Annotated in this window: 16 protein-coding genes; 9 read left to right on the top strand and 7 right to left on the bottom strand. The window is 54.3% G+C overall.

Annotation, left to right across the window (positions count from 1 at the left end; genetic code table 11):
- Nucleotides 1-16: 16 nt before the first annotated feature.
- Nucleotides 17-781 carry a triose-phosphate isomerase gene (gene tpiA, locus VGH19_23005; GenBank protein HEY1174254.1) on the bottom strand — a complete coding sequence of 255 codons (765 nt, stop codon included), beginning with the start codon at nt 779-781 and terminating at the stop codon, nt 17-19.
- Nucleotides 782-806: 25 nt separating this feature from the next.
- Nucleotides 807-2,063 (bottom strand): phosphoglycerate kinase, encoded by a 1,257-nt coding sequence (locus VGH19_23000; GenBank protein ID HEY1174253.1) that lies wholly within the window; start codon nt 2,061-2,063, stop codon nt 807-809.
- Between the two features lie 1,092 nt (nt 2,064-3,155).
- Between VGH19_23000 and VGH19_22995 the strand changes: the two genes are divergently transcribed.
- Nucleotides 3,156-4,031 (top strand): hypothetical protein, encoded by an 876-nt coding sequence (locus VGH19_22995; protein HEY1174252.1) that lies wholly within the window; start codon nt 3,156-3,158, stop codon nt 4,029-4,031.
- Here the strand turns inward: VGH19_22995 and VGH19_22990 are convergent.
- On the bottom strand, nt 4,005-4,247 hold the full coding sequence (locus tag VGH19_22990; GenBank protein ID HEY1174251.1) for a hypothetical protein: 243 nt from the start codon (nt 4,245-4,247) through the stop codon (nt 4,005-4,007). The two genes, VGH19_22995 and VGH19_22990, sit on opposite strands and share 27 nt — an antisense overlap.
- A 157-nt stretch (nt 4,248-4,404) precedes the next feature.
- Complete coding sequence (locus tag VGH19_22985) at nt 4,405-4,803, bottom strand: nucleotidyl transferase AbiEii/AbiGii toxin family protein (protein ID HEY1174250.1); 399 nt, start codon at nt 4,801-4,803, stop codon at nt 4,405-4,407.
- Between the two features lie 502 nt (nt 4,804-5,305).
- On the opposite strand from VGH19_22985, the gene VGH19_22980 reads away from it, so the two are divergent.
- The 7 genes from VGH19_22980 (at nt 5,306) to cls (ending at nt 11,543) form a co-directional block, all read left to right on the top strand.
- A complete protein-coding gene (locus VGH19_22980) occupies nt 5,306-6,124 on the top strand; it encodes a hypothetical protein (protein ID HEY1174249.1) in 819 nt (272 codons plus the stop codon).
- 213 nt (nt 6,125-6,337) lie between these two features.
- Nucleotides 6,338-6,838 (top strand): hypothetical protein, encoded by a 501-nt coding sequence (locus VGH19_22975; protein HEY1174248.1) that lies wholly within the window; start codon nt 6,338-6,340, stop codon nt 6,836-6,838.
- A 3-nt stretch (nt 6,839-6,841) separates the two neighbouring features.
- Nucleotides 6,842-7,645, top strand: coding sequence for a DUF6602 domain-containing protein (locus VGH19_22970; GenBank protein HEY1174247.1), 804 nt, complete (start codon nt 6,842-6,844; stop codon nt 7,643-7,645).
- A 42-nt stretch (nt 7,646-7,687) separates the two neighbouring features.
- On the top strand, nt 7,688-8,206 hold the full coding sequence (locus tag VGH19_22965) for a hypothetical protein (protein HEY1174246.1): 519 nt from the start codon (nt 7,688-7,690) through the stop codon (nt 8,204-8,206).
- Between the two features lie 32 nt (nt 8,207-8,238).
- Nucleotides 8,239-8,691 carry a GNAT family N-acetyltransferase gene (locus VGH19_22960; protein HEY1174245.1) on the top strand — a complete coding sequence of 151 codons (453 nt, stop codon included), beginning with the start codon at nt 8,239-8,241 and terminating at the stop codon, nt 8,689-8,691.
- Nucleotides 8,692-8,987: 296 nt separating this feature from the next.
- Nucleotides 8,988-9,962, top strand: a complete 975-nt coding sequence (locus VGH19_22955; GenBank protein ID HEY1174244.1) for an alpha/beta hydrolase-fold protein — start codon at nt 8,988-8,990, stop codon at nt 9,960-9,962.
- A 111-nt stretch (nt 9,963-10,073) separates the two neighbouring features.
- Nucleotides 10,074-11,543, top strand: coding sequence for a cardiolipin synthase (gene cls, locus VGH19_22950; protein ID HEY1174243.1), 1,470 nt, complete (start codon nt 10,074-10,076; stop codon nt 11,541-11,543).
- 3 nt (nt 11,544-11,546) lie between these two features.
- Here the strand turns inward: cls and VGH19_22945 are convergent, their stop codons facing one another.
- Nucleotides 11,547-12,152 (bottom strand): hypothetical protein, encoded by a 606-nt coding sequence (locus VGH19_22945; protein HEY1174242.1) that lies wholly within the window; start codon nt 12,150-12,152, stop codon nt 11,547-11,549.
- Between the two features lie 7 nt (nt 12,153-12,159).
- The gene (locus VGH19_22940; protein ID HEY1174241.1) at nt 12,160-12,780 is read right to left on the bottom strand and encodes a type II secretion system protein; all 621 of its coding nucleotides are present in this window, start codon (nt 12,778-12,780) and stop codon (nt 12,160-12,162) included.
- 396 nt (nt 12,781-13,176) lie between these two features.
- Here VGH19_22940 and VGH19_22935 point away from each other — a divergent pair, with 396 nt between their 5' ends.
- Nucleotides 13,177-14,265: an alanine--glyoxylate aminotransferase family protein gene (locus tag VGH19_22935; GenBank protein ID HEY1174240.1), complete on the top strand. Its 1,089-nt coding sequence runs from the start codon at nt 13,177-13,179 to the stop codon at nt 14,263-14,265.
- A gap of 116 nt (nt 14,266-14,381) precedes the next feature.
- On the opposite strand, the gene VGH19_22930 is transcribed toward VGH19_22935, so the two are convergent.
- On the bottom strand, nt 14,382-14,681 hold the full coding sequence (locus VGH19_22930; GenBank protein ID HEY1174239.1) for a hypothetical protein: 300 nt from the start codon (nt 14,679-14,681) through the stop codon (nt 14,382-14,384).
- Nucleotide 14,682 lies beyond the last annotated feature (1 nt).

The following is a 14,682-nucleotide window of genomic DNA, read 5'->3' as shown; positions in this document are numbered from 1 at the left end:
GCTACTACGAGCTGACTTAAATCGAGTTTTTTACCAGTTCCGTGAATCCGCGCAACTCCAACGATGCGCCGCCCACGAGGGCGCCGTCCACATCGGGCTTGCCAAGGATCTCTCGGACGTTGTTCGGTTTCACACTACCACCATACTGTATCCGCACCTTCTTCGCCACGCCTTCGTCATAGAGGCCCGCGATTTCCTTGCGGATGAACGCGTGCACTTCCTGCGCCTGCTCGGCCGTGGCAGTCTTGCCGGTGCCGATCGCCCAGACGGGCTCATACGCGATGATCACTTCTTCCATCAGCGCCTTGGAGATGCCCTCCAAGCTGCCACGCAATTGGTTGCTCACCACATGTTCCGTCTGGTTCGCTTCACGTTCCGCGAGGAGTTCGCCCACGCAGATGATCGGCTTGATGGACGCCGCCAGTGCGGCCAGCGCCTTCTTGGCGATCAATTCGTTCGATTCCTTCTGGTACATCCGGCGTTCGCTATGGCCGAGGATCACGTAGCGCACGGAGAATTCCTTCAACATGCCTGCGGCGATCTCACCGGTGTAAGCGCCGCCGTTGTGCTCGCTCATGTTCTGAGCGCCCAGGCGGAGATTGCCATCCACGATGACCTTCGAGACCTCGCTCAAGGCGGTGAACGGCGGGCAGACGACGACGTCCACTTCCTTCACTCCGGCCAGGTCGCGCTTCAAGCCCTGGACCAGGTCCAGCGCCTCGGCGACCGTCTTGTTCATCTTCCAGTTGCCCGCGATGATCAGTCTGCGTTCTTTGTCCATGTGCGTGTCTCGTTAGAAATTGTGATTACTTGTTCGAAAGAGCGGCCACACCGGGCAGTTCCGTGCCTTCGAGGAATTCGAGGCTCGCGCCGCCACCGGTGCTCATGAAGGTGACCTTGTCACCGAGACCGGCCTTGTTCAGCGCCTTCACGCTGTCGCCACCGCCGATGATCGTCTTCGCACCGTTCTTCTGTGTGGTTTCCACCACGGCGAGAGCGACGGCGTTCGTGCCTTCCGCGAAACGCTTGTCCTCGAACATGCCCATCGGCCCGTTCCAGAGCACCGTTTTCGCGCCCTTCACCACTTCCGCATAACGCGCGGCGGTGGCGGGACCGATATCAAAACCTTCTTCATTCGCTGGGATGTCCGCGGCGGTGTTCACCTGCGGATTCACGAACTCGAACACGGGCTTGCCCTTCTTGTTCAATTTACCCGTATCCGTGGGCGTCGCGATGATGTTATCCGTGGGCAAGAGGAACTTCACACCGCGATCAGCGGCCTTTGCGAGCGCGCGGACGGCCACCGTCGTCGCGTCTTTTTCCACAAGGGATTTGCCCGTCTGATAACCCATCGCGAGTTTGAACGTGTAAGCCATCGCGCCACCGATCAAGATCGTGTCCGCCTTCTCGAGCAAACGATCGATGACCTTGATCTTATCGGAAACCTTCGCACCACCGAGGATCACCACGAACGGACGGGCCGGAGCTTCGAGCTCGTCACCGAGGAACTTCAGCTCGCGCTCCATGAGGAGACCCGCGGCGCATTTGCCACCGCGCTTCGCGATGACGGAGGCGATGCCCGCCGTGGACGCATGCGCGCGATGCGCGGCACCGAAGGCGTCATTCACGTAAACATCGGCATTCGCGGCCAATTTCTCGGCGAAAGCGGCGTCATTGGCTTCCTCTTCATTGTAGTAACGGACGTTTTCGAGGAGGAGGATGTCCCCTTCCTGCATGGCGCCGACGGTCTTGGCGACCTTGTCACCGATGCAATCATCCACAAACGCGACCGGACGACCAAGCATGTCCGCCAGCTTCACAGCGACAGGGCGGAGGGACATGGACGGCTCGCGCTGACCCTTAGGACGGCCCAAGTGCGCGGCCAGAATGACCTTCGCGCCACCCTTCACCAAGAGGTCGAGAGTAGGCAGCGTTTCCTTGATGCGCGTGATGTCATTGATGACCATCTGGCCATCTTTATCTTCCATGGGAACGTTGTAATCCACCCGGACAAACACACGTTTGCCGCGCACATCGAGATCATTGACCGTCAGTTTAGCCATAAAATCACTTAAATTGACCGTAACAAAATAGGTCGGGGAGCATAACGAAAGCCTTTTCGCAGTCAAAGCCCGATTTCCTCCAATCGTAGCAGCCGATGTGAGGAGGCTCAAACCACCCCACTCGATGTTCGATGTTTCCCCAGTCCCTCATTCCTACCTCATCCTTCATAATTCATACCTTAAAGGAGGGGGTAGGACATTGGCTGTCCATGTGAACTTTGTTTGGCAAATATTCCCGATGAACGTAACTATCTGAAATGGAGCGAGTTATGGTTGATTTTACCCTAAAATCCTGCAAATCCCCCCCAAAAAAATTCGCACCGACCCGAGCAGGTAGGTAGGGCGACCCGGCTCGCCCGATTCCCTGTCGGGGTCCTGAACCCCACTCCGGGGCGTTGTTGCCGCAACGCCCAAACTAAGGCCCTGAACCCCGTGCCGATAGGTCGGGGCACCGCCGCCTTCCTGATGGCAACCGGGGCTCTACCTCGCTCCCACCGCTTTTCCCTCCCATGCCCGCCTCGACACTTGTGTACATATGCCGAGGAATTCTACCGATTTCACCTCAAACCCAGATCCCCTCACCGAACCAGCCCATACCCCGCCGATAACTTTTTCGATGTGAGACTACCTCTGCCTCCCAGCCCCAGAGGGGCGTCTGAAGGTAGCCACGGGTGACCAACGGGAACCCGTGGATAACCATCCATAACTTCGTCCCGCCCCAGCGGGGCGGCTGAACTCGCTTCCCGTTTTGACAGCGGAGGAGCCTGGGTTGTCTCAACCCGCAGCAAAGCTGGGGCCGACGTGGCACTTGGCCAGCCGAGAGGGGGATTTCTTTGGAATCTGTTATGAATTTGGAGGTAGCTTTTCTAAAATGTATGTAGGTATATATACCTACATACGCCATTTAAGAAGCTATGAAGGCGGGAATTCATCATGAAATACTACTTGCGCTTGGAATGTGTATATGATAGAAGGGATATATCCCTTCTATCACCAATCAATTTCGTGGTTTTTCTGACCTGAGGGTGCTTTTCCTGGCGTAATCGGGGGTTGCTAATACACGCTGTTAGGGGTATATATACCTCTAACAGCATGGCAACCCGTATACAAATAGCCAAGTCTGATATCGTCAAGTTGCTTGATCAGCAAAAGAGGCACGTTTTCACGCGTAAAGACTTGGCTGGTTTTCTGGCTGCCGGAAGAGAGGGTTGGCGTCTTACGCAAGCCACCAATGTCCAAGCATTCATAGATTTCTTGAGTGAAAAAAGCCATCTCCGCAAAGTAATTCTGAAAGCGGAAGATTACGCGGATGAAACGAGGTATGTCTGGCGTTCAGCGACACCTTACCAAATAGCATTGTCATTAGGGAAGAATGCTTACCTAACCCATGGGACGGCGGTTTTCCTGCATGCACTTACCGAGCAAGTGCCGAAAATGATTTTTGTTAACATTGAGCAAAGCCCCAAGCCCCAACCTCAAGGGAACTTAACCGATGAATCTTTGAAACGCGCTTTCGCTGCGCCTCAGCGATTCACCCGCTTGATTTACGGGTATGAAGACATCCGGATCGCCGTTTTAAGCGGAAAGAACACGCAAAGGTTGGAAGTCGGAACCTTGGTAGGCCCCGCCGGCGAAGAGGTTGATGGAACAAAATTGGAACGGACACTCATAGACATCGCTGTGCGACCGGCTTACGCAGGGGGAGTTCACAAGGTGCTTGAAACATATCAGGCTGCCAAAAACAAAGTTTCCATCAACACCCTTCTGGCAACACTCAAAAAACTCAATTACGTCTATCCCTATCATCAGGCCATCGGGTTTTACCTGGAAAAATCCGGCTACGAAACTTCCCGGTTGGCCTTGGTGGAAAAAATCCCCCGGCTCCACAATTTTTATTTGGCCAACGCTCTGGAAGACCCCGCGTTTGATTCCAAATGGAAATTATTCTACCCCCGCAGCGGTTTTTAAGCGTCTGCCTAGTTCGACCACGTAATCAAAGTAAAAATCGAAAGATTCAGGTTGCTTGAACGTGGAGGCGATAACCGATGGCCAATCCTCACGGTGAAAAGCCTTTTGCTCGGGCAGCCGGTTGAGAAACGAAAGCGGCACTTCTTTTGCGGCGAAAATATGGCGTAGTAGCTCTATGTTATCTGGTGAAACCAAGTTCAAATCACGCTGTGTCACTAGAGCGGTTTAAAAAATCCTGTAGCCGAGTGGCTGAAGAATGAGAAGGGCGGTCTTTTTGGGTTCTGGCTTCGTTTCGGCTCAGTCACAGGGTCCTTGGAACTGCTCCTTCGCCAAAGCCTCGCCAGAACAAAAATCCTCGCTCCACCCGGCTACATCATTTTTTAAACCGTTCTAGGGCATGGATGTCGTAAAAATCCTGAGCTCGGGGCCGTGGTGTGGTTTGTAGTGAATAACCCGGCAATTGCTGGCAAAGTGCCCGCACTTTCTCCAAAGCCATCATGGGCAGCGTGTATGTGTAGATCGTATAGTCATCCAGTTGGTATTCCTGTTTGACTGAGCAAAATTCGTGTTTGCTGATGTCGATGCTGAATTTTCGTTCCTGGTTGTCACCCATAATGGTGGCGTTCCGCCGCAGCTTTTCCACAGAATCGGAGAACGCTTTCGCTTTGTCCTTCTCGATGATTTTGAACTCCACGCGGTAGCCTCCCCATTTGGGGCTCTGCCCCGCACGGAGAATGGAAGGCTTTTTGGCGAAGGTCTCGTCAAAAACCATAAAACCCTTGGAGTCAAACCTGTCCTTCAGCGCTGCAAATATCCGGTTCTCTATCTCTTTGAGATCACTGAAGTCATCTTCACGGAAAAATCTACATCGACCGAGCTCCTGTTCGTGATTCCATAAACTAGGTCCAGCGCATTTCCCCCTTTCAAAACCAGTTTACTCATCAAGACATCGTCGGAGAACATCGAGATAATGACTAACCGCCGTATTTCAGGAAACGTCATGCTAAAGCGTAGTTAAAACCGTAGTCTAATCGTAAGAGAAATCGACATAAAAGTGTCTGCTTCAGAATTTCTTCGAGCCCAGTAATCGTCATCAAAACAAATGAATTGCCACAAGGTCATGTTCTTGCAAATTGCCCCTTCCTATTTGACGCAAGCCGCCCCCTGCGATTACCCTTCAACCACAGCAAGGACAGTCGAGTTCCAACACCTATGACTGACTATTTCAAACATCGCTGGCAACCGACCGGCCGATGACGAGTGAACGTCAAGTTATGTCACGCCCCAACCCCCAAACCCTCAGCGCTGCCCTCACCGCCATGCGCCGCTTCTTTGTCGATTTCGATAACAGCAAATACACGCGTGTGCTGCCATTGGAACGCTACATCCAGACCATCAATGACGGTGGGTTGAACAAAGCTTTGATCAAGGAGTTGGAGCATGTCAAATTCGAGCTCTACACTCAGACCCGAGAACAGATCTATTATGGCCGCCGCCCCATGGGCCCTTACGAGACACAAGAAAAAGCACTGGCCGAGCTGGATCGCGTGATCATCCTGCTGCGCGACGCACTGGACCCGGAACCGCCAGAGGCAGCAGAGCCACCGCGATTGGATACATCTGCATTTATCGGAGGTGAACTGGTGAAGGAGAAGTCGGCTCCTTACGCGGGTGATCCAGCATTGGCGCGAGTCATCTTCGAGCAGAGCGTGGCGCTCGTGCGGCGCCATACAGAGGCGCTGGGACGTGGTGATTTTGCCGGAGCGTATGAAGACTTGAACGCGAAGCTGAAGGAAGCGATGAGCCTTAAACGATTCGAGGCCGTGCATGCTGAAGCTTCTGAACGGTACAGCGGCCCGCCGAGTTCCTTTGGCATTGAGCACCTGATGCTCATCTTGGCTGATGAGCAGTCACGGAAGAAAACCACGCAGGCACAAGGCTGGCCCAAGGATTCAGAAAAAGAAACGCGCCGCGTGAAAGTGATCGGTTTCTGGTATCGTAAAGAACAGCAGTATGGCTGCTACGGCACCTTTTGGATCACCGAAGAAGCGGGCAATTACCGCATCGCCAAGTTCAGTTTCTGGAGCATGTGATAAAACCTTAACCCGAAAGAACATGAGCAATCTGCTGCGACATAGCCTAAAAAAAACTTATGCCTCCGAGTGTCTCACTTTGTTGAAGATGAGAGAACTGGTGCCTTTTGAGATAAAGGCCATACACACTGATTCCACCGCAATTTGTGATTCTAATGCTCAATCTGCGGGATTCAAATAACCAAGAGCAGTCATCAAAGGTCGGAGGATAGAATGAAACTAGAACCAATAGATCACCCATTTACGCCGCCTTTAAGCTTGCAAAACCATCTCAAAAAATACCCTCTCGAATATGGTTCTAATGGTCGCGAAGACTGGCAATGGAAGGCCGACACCTTAGGGTGGAGAATTCTTGAAAACGCCCAAGCACAGGAAATAGGCTTTGTTTGGTTAACTTCCACGGCTGAAAATCCGAGGCATAAAGATCTTCTACTTGCCGTATATGACCCTTACAAAAACCATGGCTATGGAAATTCGGCCTTAAATTTTATCGAATCTCAAGTCCAAGACTTGAGCGTTGAAAAAATTAGATGCCAAGTAAATTCAAACAGAGTGGAAACAGGTTTAATCGTTCGAAAATGGCTTAACCGAAGAGGATTTAAAGTTTACAACAGAGACCCAAACCCGAGGTGGATTTCGCTTTCGGATGACGAATATCTCTGCAAATGTTACAACCCGGTGTATTTCTTTAAAGATTATTCCAAGAACAATTAACCCGTGACTCTTCCAGATTATCTTTCGGATGTTGCTAAAGACATGAGAGCAAAGTCGATGGCTATCCGACGCGACTTCGCCTCACACCGGCCTTCAGCTGGCGACAACAGGGAGGATCTAGTTGCAGAGTTTCTTGTTCACCATTTGCCGAAAAAATTTGGTGTGAGCAGTGGCATGGTTATTTCTCATGACGGAATTTTCTCTAATCAAGCAGACTTGATAGTTGTGGATGAGCAAAACAATTCTCCTTTGTACGCTACAACTCGGAATAAGCTTTGGCCCGTGGAAGCAGTATACGCTCTGATAGAAGTTAAGACCGTTCTTCATCCGGAAGAAATCATAGATGCTATTGCAAAAGGAAGAAAATTCAAAACTCTCAAACGACGATTCTGTCAAGCAGGTCAAGGGCAACGCTTATTTGACTCATTATTTATAATCTGGGCCTTTGACTCAGCTTCTCCTGAGACAGTTAAGTCTAACCTGAAAGAAGCGCTTAAAGGAATACCCAGATCTGAACAGCCTGACTTGGTTGTGGTGCCGGATAAACTTGTTGTGAGCGCAGGCAGCTATCTAGAGGTCACTAAACTGGGTCAGGTAAACAGTGCTTACAGAATGCAACTCCACACAAAACATGGAACTGACCTTGAAAAATTGATCCCTGAGCCGTTTGAAATGGGAGATTTCAAGGAAAACTCATTGTTGGCGTGGTATGTGTGGTTTGATTCGTGGCTAAGGCAAGCCGGGAGCCGGCATACCGATCCTTTGGCGTATCTGCCGCCCGATCACATTTGGGGTCGGTTTGTTTGAGTAGTTTCTACTGTTTTTGCTTAGATCATGCATCCGTGAGTAATGATGTATCACGCCTCTTTTCAAAACACCCTCGAGGGTCGTTGGCGCATGCTGCCTTCCATCCGCGCGGGACAAGTGCCGCCTGGCTTCCCGGAACCAAAGCGCTGCGTTACGGTGGAAAGAGGCGGAGTTCCCTTAGCCCGTATTGATGTTTACGAGGAATACCTCGGAGCTTTCGAAGAGCTGATTGTTTGGGGCCGTTGGATCGTCATCGGCTTAGGCTCGTCCGCGCATCTAGTTGATCCCGTCGCGCGCCAAACTCACAGTCTGGCTTGTGATAGCTATTTCGGCCATCTCTACCCGCTGGAAAAGCATCTTCTCATCGCCTCGGATTCCGCGTTGCAGTGCTTGGATGAACAGGGCGAGTTGATGTGGCGACGCGAGCATCTCGGTCTTGATGGCGTAATAGTCCATGAAGTTTTGGATGATGTAATCAAGGGTGAAGGTGAATGGGATCCGCCGGGCGGCTGGCGACCGTTCCGGTTGTCTCTCGCAAGCGGTGTATCCCTTCCCGTTTGACGCGTGCCGTTTCCAATCGCTAATTTCCTTTCGTGAACAAGGTTCCCATCATCCGCAAAATCCGCGCTGAGGAAATGCCCGCGTTGCTAGACCTTTACCGCCATCTGCATGCCGATGATCCGGCATTGCCCATCACGGCAGATACCGAAAGCCTCTGGCAACGCATCCTCGCCGATCCCTCTCAAAACTATCTCATCGCCGAAGTGGAAGGAAGAATCGTCGCCTCGTGTGTATTGGTAGTCATCGCAAATCTGACACGCGGAGCGCGACCTTACGGCTTGATCGAAAATGTGGTGACGCATCCGGATTACCGTAAGCGCGGCATCGGCACGCAGTTGTTGAAGGCAGCACTGGCGCTCGCGTGGGAGCAGCGGTGTTATAAGGTGATGCTGCTGACGGGGCGCAAGGACGAGGCGACGTTGCGCTTTTATCAGCAAGCAGGTTTCGAGGGCGGGGTGAAGACGGGGTTTGCGGCGAAGCCCTAGGAGCGCGGTCTCCAGTCCCGCCAGGGACGCCCCGAAAATAGCCCAGCGATTCATCGCTGGGAAAAATGGGTTCCTCACCCAAGTCCCGGTAGGGACGAAAGAAGCCGCCCTCAAATAATCGACCATTCCTCACATAATGACCCGGATTCTTTCGTCCCTCGCGGGACTTGATTCCTTAACTTCACGTACCCACCGATGAATCGCTGGGCTATTTTCTTTCGCCCTCCGGGCTAAGACAGCATCGCCCGCTTCGACGGTTAACTGGATTCCATAATTACACACCGGCTAATTTGAGGATGTTGAAGCGCTCCTTCCGCAACCGCTTGCCAGCCGTGGTGTTCAACAGCATCATCAAAATTATGCGAATCCTTAGTCTGCTCCTAGCCATTGCCGTGCCTGTGTTTGCTCAGAATGATGCGAAGAATGCGTCATCTCAAAAGCAGGGTGAAAAAGGGCCAAGTGAGCCGCGCAATGTGGGTCGCAAGATCACATTGAATGAGGATGACAAACCCGCCTTTCCCGTGCCGCCTGCGGGCTTTGATAAAAAGCGCGAGGGCATCCCGCACGGCAAGCTGGAGATGATCGAGTATGACTCCAAAACCGTCGGCACCAAGCGCAAGCTGAACGTGTATACGCCACCCGGTTATACGAAGGAGAAGAAGTATCCCGTGCTGTATCTGCTGCACGGCATCGGCGGGGATGAGACGGAGTGGGCGCGCTTCGCCTCGCCGGACATCCTGCTGGATAACCTCATCGCGGACGGGAAAGCGCAGCCCATGATCATCGTGATGCCGAATGGCCGCGCGCAGAAGAACGATCGCGCGGAAGGCAATGTATTCGCCGCCGCACCTGCGTTTGCTGTGTTCGAGCGGGATCTGCTGGATGACGTCATCCCCTTCATCGAATCCCGCTACAGCGTGAACCCGGACCGCGAGCAACGCGCCCTCGCCGGCCTCTCCATGGGCGGCGGCCAATCGCTGAACTTCGGCCTCGGCAACCTAGACAAGTTCGCCTGGGTCGGCGGCTTCTCCTCCGCGCCAAACACGAAGAAGCCGGCTGAACTGCTGCCTGATGCGGATGCGGCGAAGCGCCTCAAACTTCTATGGCTCTCTTGCGGCAACAAAGACGGGCTCATCTACATCAGCCAAGGATTTCACTCGTATCTAAAAGAGAAAAACGTGCCGCATGTATGGCATGTGGCGAGCCATGGGCACGATGCGCCGGAGTGGAAGCAGGCGCTTTATCACTTCGTACCACAGCTATTTAAATAAGGCTCTCTCCTCATCTGGATAAACTGAACACTTAAAAACTGGCTGCTTCTTCTCCAATTCCCCATGGCAAAACCCAGCTAAGTGCCTTAATATAAAGGGGCAAGGGCTACCATGGAAGGCGACCCCAAAGACTTGATCGATTATTTGAGACAGACGTGGCACGTGCTGCTCGCCCTCTTTACTGTACTCATCGCCGTCGTCGCCTCTGCTCACGCCATCCTCAATAAGCGCGATACCCGTGCCGCCGTCATGTGGGTGGCCCTGAGCTGGCTCGTCCCGCTCGTCGGTCCCGTGCTCTACCTCACCTTCGGCATCAATCGCCTGCGTCGTCGTGCTTCTCAACTCCGTGCCGCCTGCCCGCGTTACCAGACCACTGCTGGCACCAATACGGAACGTGAATTGCCGATGAACAAAGTCTCGCGCGAATGGCCCTCGCTCGTGCCACTGGTCAAGTTGATGAACCAGATGACGCCGCAGCCCCTGCTCGCAGGCAATTCCGTTGACCCCTTGATCAATGGTGACGCCGCTTACCCCGCGATGGTCGCTGCCATCGACTCCGCGAAACATTCCGTCACCTTCGCCACCTACATCTTCGATCAAGGCAAAGCCGGCGACATGTTCGTGAACGCACTCACCCGCGCCATGCAACGCGGTGTGGAAGTGCGCGTACTCATCGATGACACCGGTGCGCGTTACTCCTGGCCATCCATCGTACCTCAGCTCAAGAAATCGGGCATCCCCGTGGTGCGTTTTCTCCCCACGTCCGTGCCCTTCCGCACCATGGCCATCAACTTGCGAAACCACCGCAAGATTCTCATCACCGATGGCCTCATCGCCTTCACCGGCGGCATGAACATCCGCGATGGCCACATGCTCAAGCTGAACCCCAAGCGCCCCGTGCAGGACATCCACTTCCGCCTGCGCGGCCCGATCGTGGGTTATTTGCAGGAAGCTTTTGCGGATGACTGGATGTTCAGCACACGCATCGAGTTACGCGGAGAGAAATGGTTCCCGCAACTCTACGCCACCGGCTCCGTACTCACGCGCTGTGTGCCGGACGGACCGGATGACAATTTCGAGAAGATCCGCTGGACCATCCTGGGTGCGATCACCTGCGCGCAGAAACGCATCCGCATCATGAACCCCTATTTCCTGCCGGATCCGGCCCTGCTCAGCGCGATCAACGTCGCTGCCATGCGCGGTGTGCAGGTAGACATCATCTTGCCGGAAAAAAATAATCTGCCGTTCGTACACTGGGCCATGATGGCCCAGCTCTGGCAGGTGCTCATCCGCGGCTGCCGCGTGTGGCTCACGAAAGGCCCCTTTGATCATTCCAAGCTCATGATCGTGGATGGCGTCTGGTCCTTCATCGGCTCGTCCAATTTCGATCCCCGCAGCCTGCGCCTGAACTTCGAGCTGAATGTGGAATGCTACTGCCCCCATCTCGCTGGCGAACTCGAAGCCCATATCGAGGGCAAACTCGCCAGCGCCCACCAGCTCACCCTGCGCGAAGTGGATGAACGCCCCCTGCCCATCAAGCTCCGTGACGGCATCGCCCGCCTGATGACGCCGTATCTGTAAGCCTCACGGCACCGAGATGCGAAACGTATTCGTGCTCTCCAGATGTGTGTTGTTCGTGCTCGTGTTTGATACCACCGGATTTTCACCATTGGTAGGCGCTTGTGCAGGTGGTGGCGTGCCAGGAACAGGCGGATTACCACTGGTCGGCGGCGCATCCGGTGCCGGAATCACTCCCGGCCCCATCACCACCGTGGGTGGCGGAGCCGGATCGTTCGCCACACTGCCCTGACCGCCAGCACTGCCACCCGCTGAACTGCCCCCACCACGTCCTCCCAACAAACGGCGCAGATTCGCAAAATCCAGCAACGCAGGCGGAGCCGGCGGTTCAGGTTTACGTACCACAGGCCTTGGCGCTGCGACTGGTTTCAGCGGAGCCGCTGCCAGTTCAGGCGCGGCAGTCACTGGCATCTCCACCGGTTTCAATCCATTCGGCAATGCCGCTTCTTGCGGCGGCGTTTGAACCCGGATGAAACGGATCTCCGGCACTGGATCGGGCGCATTCACCAGCACCAGCACCAGTTCGATCAAGACCGCCAGCAGTGCGAACGCCAGCAGCAACTCGATCCCCCGAAACGCCATCCGGCCGCGTGTTTTCCAAGTTTCGTTCATGCGTCACCTATTTCATCGCGTGCTGCGTCACCACCCGTTGCAAGCCCTCACTATCCATCGCTTGCACGTGTCCATCGCCAAACAGGATGTTCCCCCGGAACTGATGCATCTCCTCCGTCCAAAATATCTGCATCTCCGGTCTTACCGGCACCACTCCGGGCGTTTGATATCCCGGCGTCAAAATATTCCGGTCACCCGCCAGCATCTGGTGCGCTGAACCGATCTTCGCGTCTAATCCCACGAAGTAACTCGTGTTCGCATTGCCCAGCTTGCTCCAATTCGTGATGGAACGGCTCTTATCCGCCGGGCACACCAGCAGCTTCGGGTCCACCAGCAGATTGGACATCACCTGAAAATGCCGCCACGTCTCCCCCTTGTTCGCGTACTCCATCGTGCCGCCCCGCTTCACACTCACCTGCATGGGGAGACGGTTGTCGTGATCATCGGCGAACATTCGGAAAGCCAGCCCCGACTGCCGCAGATGACTCGTGCACTCCGTCTGCTTGGCCTTCATCTTTCCTTTCGTCAAAGCCGGCAGCAGCATCCCGGCAAGGATGAGTACGATGGCGATGACCACCATCAGTTCGATGAGCGAAAAACCACGCCGCCTCTTTGGATTCCAGCGCATATCTTGACCGCTTTTTCTGCGGTGAATTTTTATTAAGCACAACCGATGCCAGCCCGTTTTTACCACCATCCAGCCCTGATTTCGCACCCCCAGCGCGGGAACCCGACGCATACCGCCCAAAACTCACGCAAGCGGGGTCGATTTTTCCCTCATCCTGCGAAACCCTGTCCAAACAAAACTTCAAATCCCAAACCCCAAGCTCCAAAGAATACTCAAACATCAAATCAGCCCGCGATGTGCTCTCCTTGGAGTTTGAGGATTGAAATTTCCCTGGTGTTTGGAGCTTTGGATTTGCGATTTTATCCATTCCTTCGTCATTAGGATTTCATCATTGGTCATTCTCTGAAATCCCCTTGCGTTCCCAGACCGCTTGTGAAAAATTTCACGAGCATTTTTATGGCACACGTCAAACTGCATATCCCGGGTCCCGTCGAAGTCAACGAGAAGACATGGCAGGCGTTCCGCTCGCCCATGATCGGTCACCGCTCCCAAGGCTTCAAAGACCTCTACGGCAAGATCCAGCCCCAGCTCCAGACCCTGCTCGGCACGAAGCAGCTCGTCTATCTTTCCACCTCTTCTGCTTGGGGTGTGATGGAAGGCTCCCTGCGTAACCTCGTCACCAAGAAGGTCCTGAACTGCATGAAGGGCGCCTTCTCTGACAAGTGGCTGGACGTCTCCAAGCGCTGCGGCAAGGACGCCGAAGGCCTGCAATCCGAATGGGGCTCGCCCATCCGCGCCGAGGCCATCGACAAGAAACTCGCCACCGGCCAGTTCGACGCGCTCACGCTGATTCATAACGAAACCTCCACCGGCACCATGAGCCCGCTGGAAGAGATCGCCGCGCTGAAGCAGAAGTATCCCGACGTCATGTTCATCGTGGACGCCGTCAGCTCCATGACCGCCGTGCCGCTGAACTTCGACAAGCTCGGCATCGACGTCTTGCTCGCCGGCACGCAGAAAGCGTTCGCCTTGCCTCCGGGCCTCACGGTGTTCACCGCCTCGCCTGCCGCCCTGGCTAAGGCTGCCACGGTGAAAGATCGCGGTTACTACTTCGACTTCGTGGAATTCGATAAGAACGCGAAGGAAAGCATGACCCCGAGCACCCCGAGCATCTCGCACATCTACGCGCTCGGCTCCAAGCTCGACGAGTTCTTCGCCGAAGGTCTGGACGCGCGCTATGCCCGTCACTTGAAGCTGAACATGGCTACACGCGCCTGGGCGGCGAAGCACGGCTTCAACTTGTTCCCGGATGCCGGATTCGAATCCGTCACGCTCACGTGCATTAACAACGGTGCGAAGCCCGGTGGCCGTACCGTGGACATCGCCAAGCTCCAGAAGCTGGTGAAGGAACAAGGTTTCCTCATCGACGGCGGCTACGGCAAGATCAAGGGCACGACGTTCCGCATCTCCAACATGGGTGATGAAACGGAAGCGACGATGAACACGCTCTACACCGCCCTCGATAACGCGATGGCGAAACTCTAAATCTGTAGCCGTGGACGTCAGTCCGCGCTAACTGATCGACTTCCAGCCGCCTTGGGAAACCAGGGCGGCTGTTTTGTTTCTAATCGTAGCCGCCGACACAAGGAGGCGGAACTGCCTTACCTCCAAGTAATCGAGCCTTCTTCAAAATCAATGATAGGAGGCGCGATCTCCTTCGTCATGCCGTCAGGTGCGACAATTTTCCACTGCTCACCCAACTCCTCGGCAAACGGCCAATCAATCAACCCATCCTCTGTGGCAGATTGCGTGGTGATATAATCGAGAACTTCACGCACTTCCCCGCTCATATCACCAGCATGAAATCTTCCCTGCGCCCAAGGAAAATCGGCCCATTCAATTTCACTGATGGTGCCGAGACACTGGTCTTTCCAGTATAGCCGAAAGAAATCTTTTCCCATC

The sequence above is a fragment of the Verrucomicrobiia bacterium genome (genome assembly GCA_036405135.1).
GTDB lineage: Bacteria > Verrucomicrobiota > Verrucomicrobiia > Limisphaerales > JAEYXS01 > JAEYXS01.
Note: the sequence above shows the minus strand (reverse complement) of the source record. Positions and strands in the feature narration are given on the sequence as shown.

Coding starts and splice junctions, on each gene's coding strand:
- tpiA (HEY1174254.1), bottom strand. CDS start 781: ATGGACAAAGAACGCAGACTGATCATCGCGGGCAACTGGAAGATGAAC.
- VGH19_23000 (HEY1174253.1), bottom strand. CDS start 2,063: ATGGCTAAACTGACGGTCAATGATCTCGATGTGCGCGGCAAACGTGTG.
- VGH19_22995 (HEY1174252.1), top strand. CDS start 3,156: ATGGCAACCCGTATACAAATAGCCAAGTCTGATATCGTCAAGTTGCTT.
- VGH19_22985 (HEY1174250.1), bottom strand. CDS start 4,803: ATGGTTTTTGACGAGACCTTCGCCAAAAAGCCTTCCATTCTCCGTGCG.
- VGH19_22980 (HEY1174249.1), top strand. CDS start 5,306: ATGTCACGCCCCAACCCCCAAACCCTCAGCGCTGCCCTCACCGCCATG.
- VGH19_22975 (HEY1174248.1), top strand. CDS start 6,338: ATGAAACTAGAACCAATAGATCACCCATTTACGCCGCCTTTAAGCTTG.
- VGH19_22965 (HEY1174246.1), top strand. CDS start 7,688: ATGATGTATCACGCCTCTTTTCAAAACACCCTCGAGGGTCGTTGGCGC.
- VGH19_22955 (HEY1174244.1), top strand. CDS start 8,988: ATGTTGAAGCGCTCCTTCCGCAACCGCTTGCCAGCCGTGGTGTTCAAC.
- cls (HEY1174243.1), top strand. CDS start 10,074: ATGGAAGGCGACCCCAAAGACTTGATCGATTATTTGAGACAGACGTGG.
- VGH19_22945 (HEY1174242.1), bottom strand. CDS start 12,152: ATGAACGAAACTTGGAAAACACGCGGCCGGATGGCGTTTCGGGGGATC.
- VGH19_22940 (HEY1174241.1), bottom strand. CDS start 12,780: ATGCGCTGGAATCCAAAGAGGCGGCGTGGTTTTTCGCTCATCGAACTG.
- VGH19_22935 (HEY1174240.1), top strand. CDS start 13,177: ATGGCACACGTCAAACTGCATATCCCGGGTCCCGTCGAAGTCAACGAG.
- VGH19_22930 (HEY1174239.1), bottom strand. CDS start 14,681: ATGGGAAAAGATTTCTTTCGGCTATACTGGAAAGACCAGTGTCTCGGC.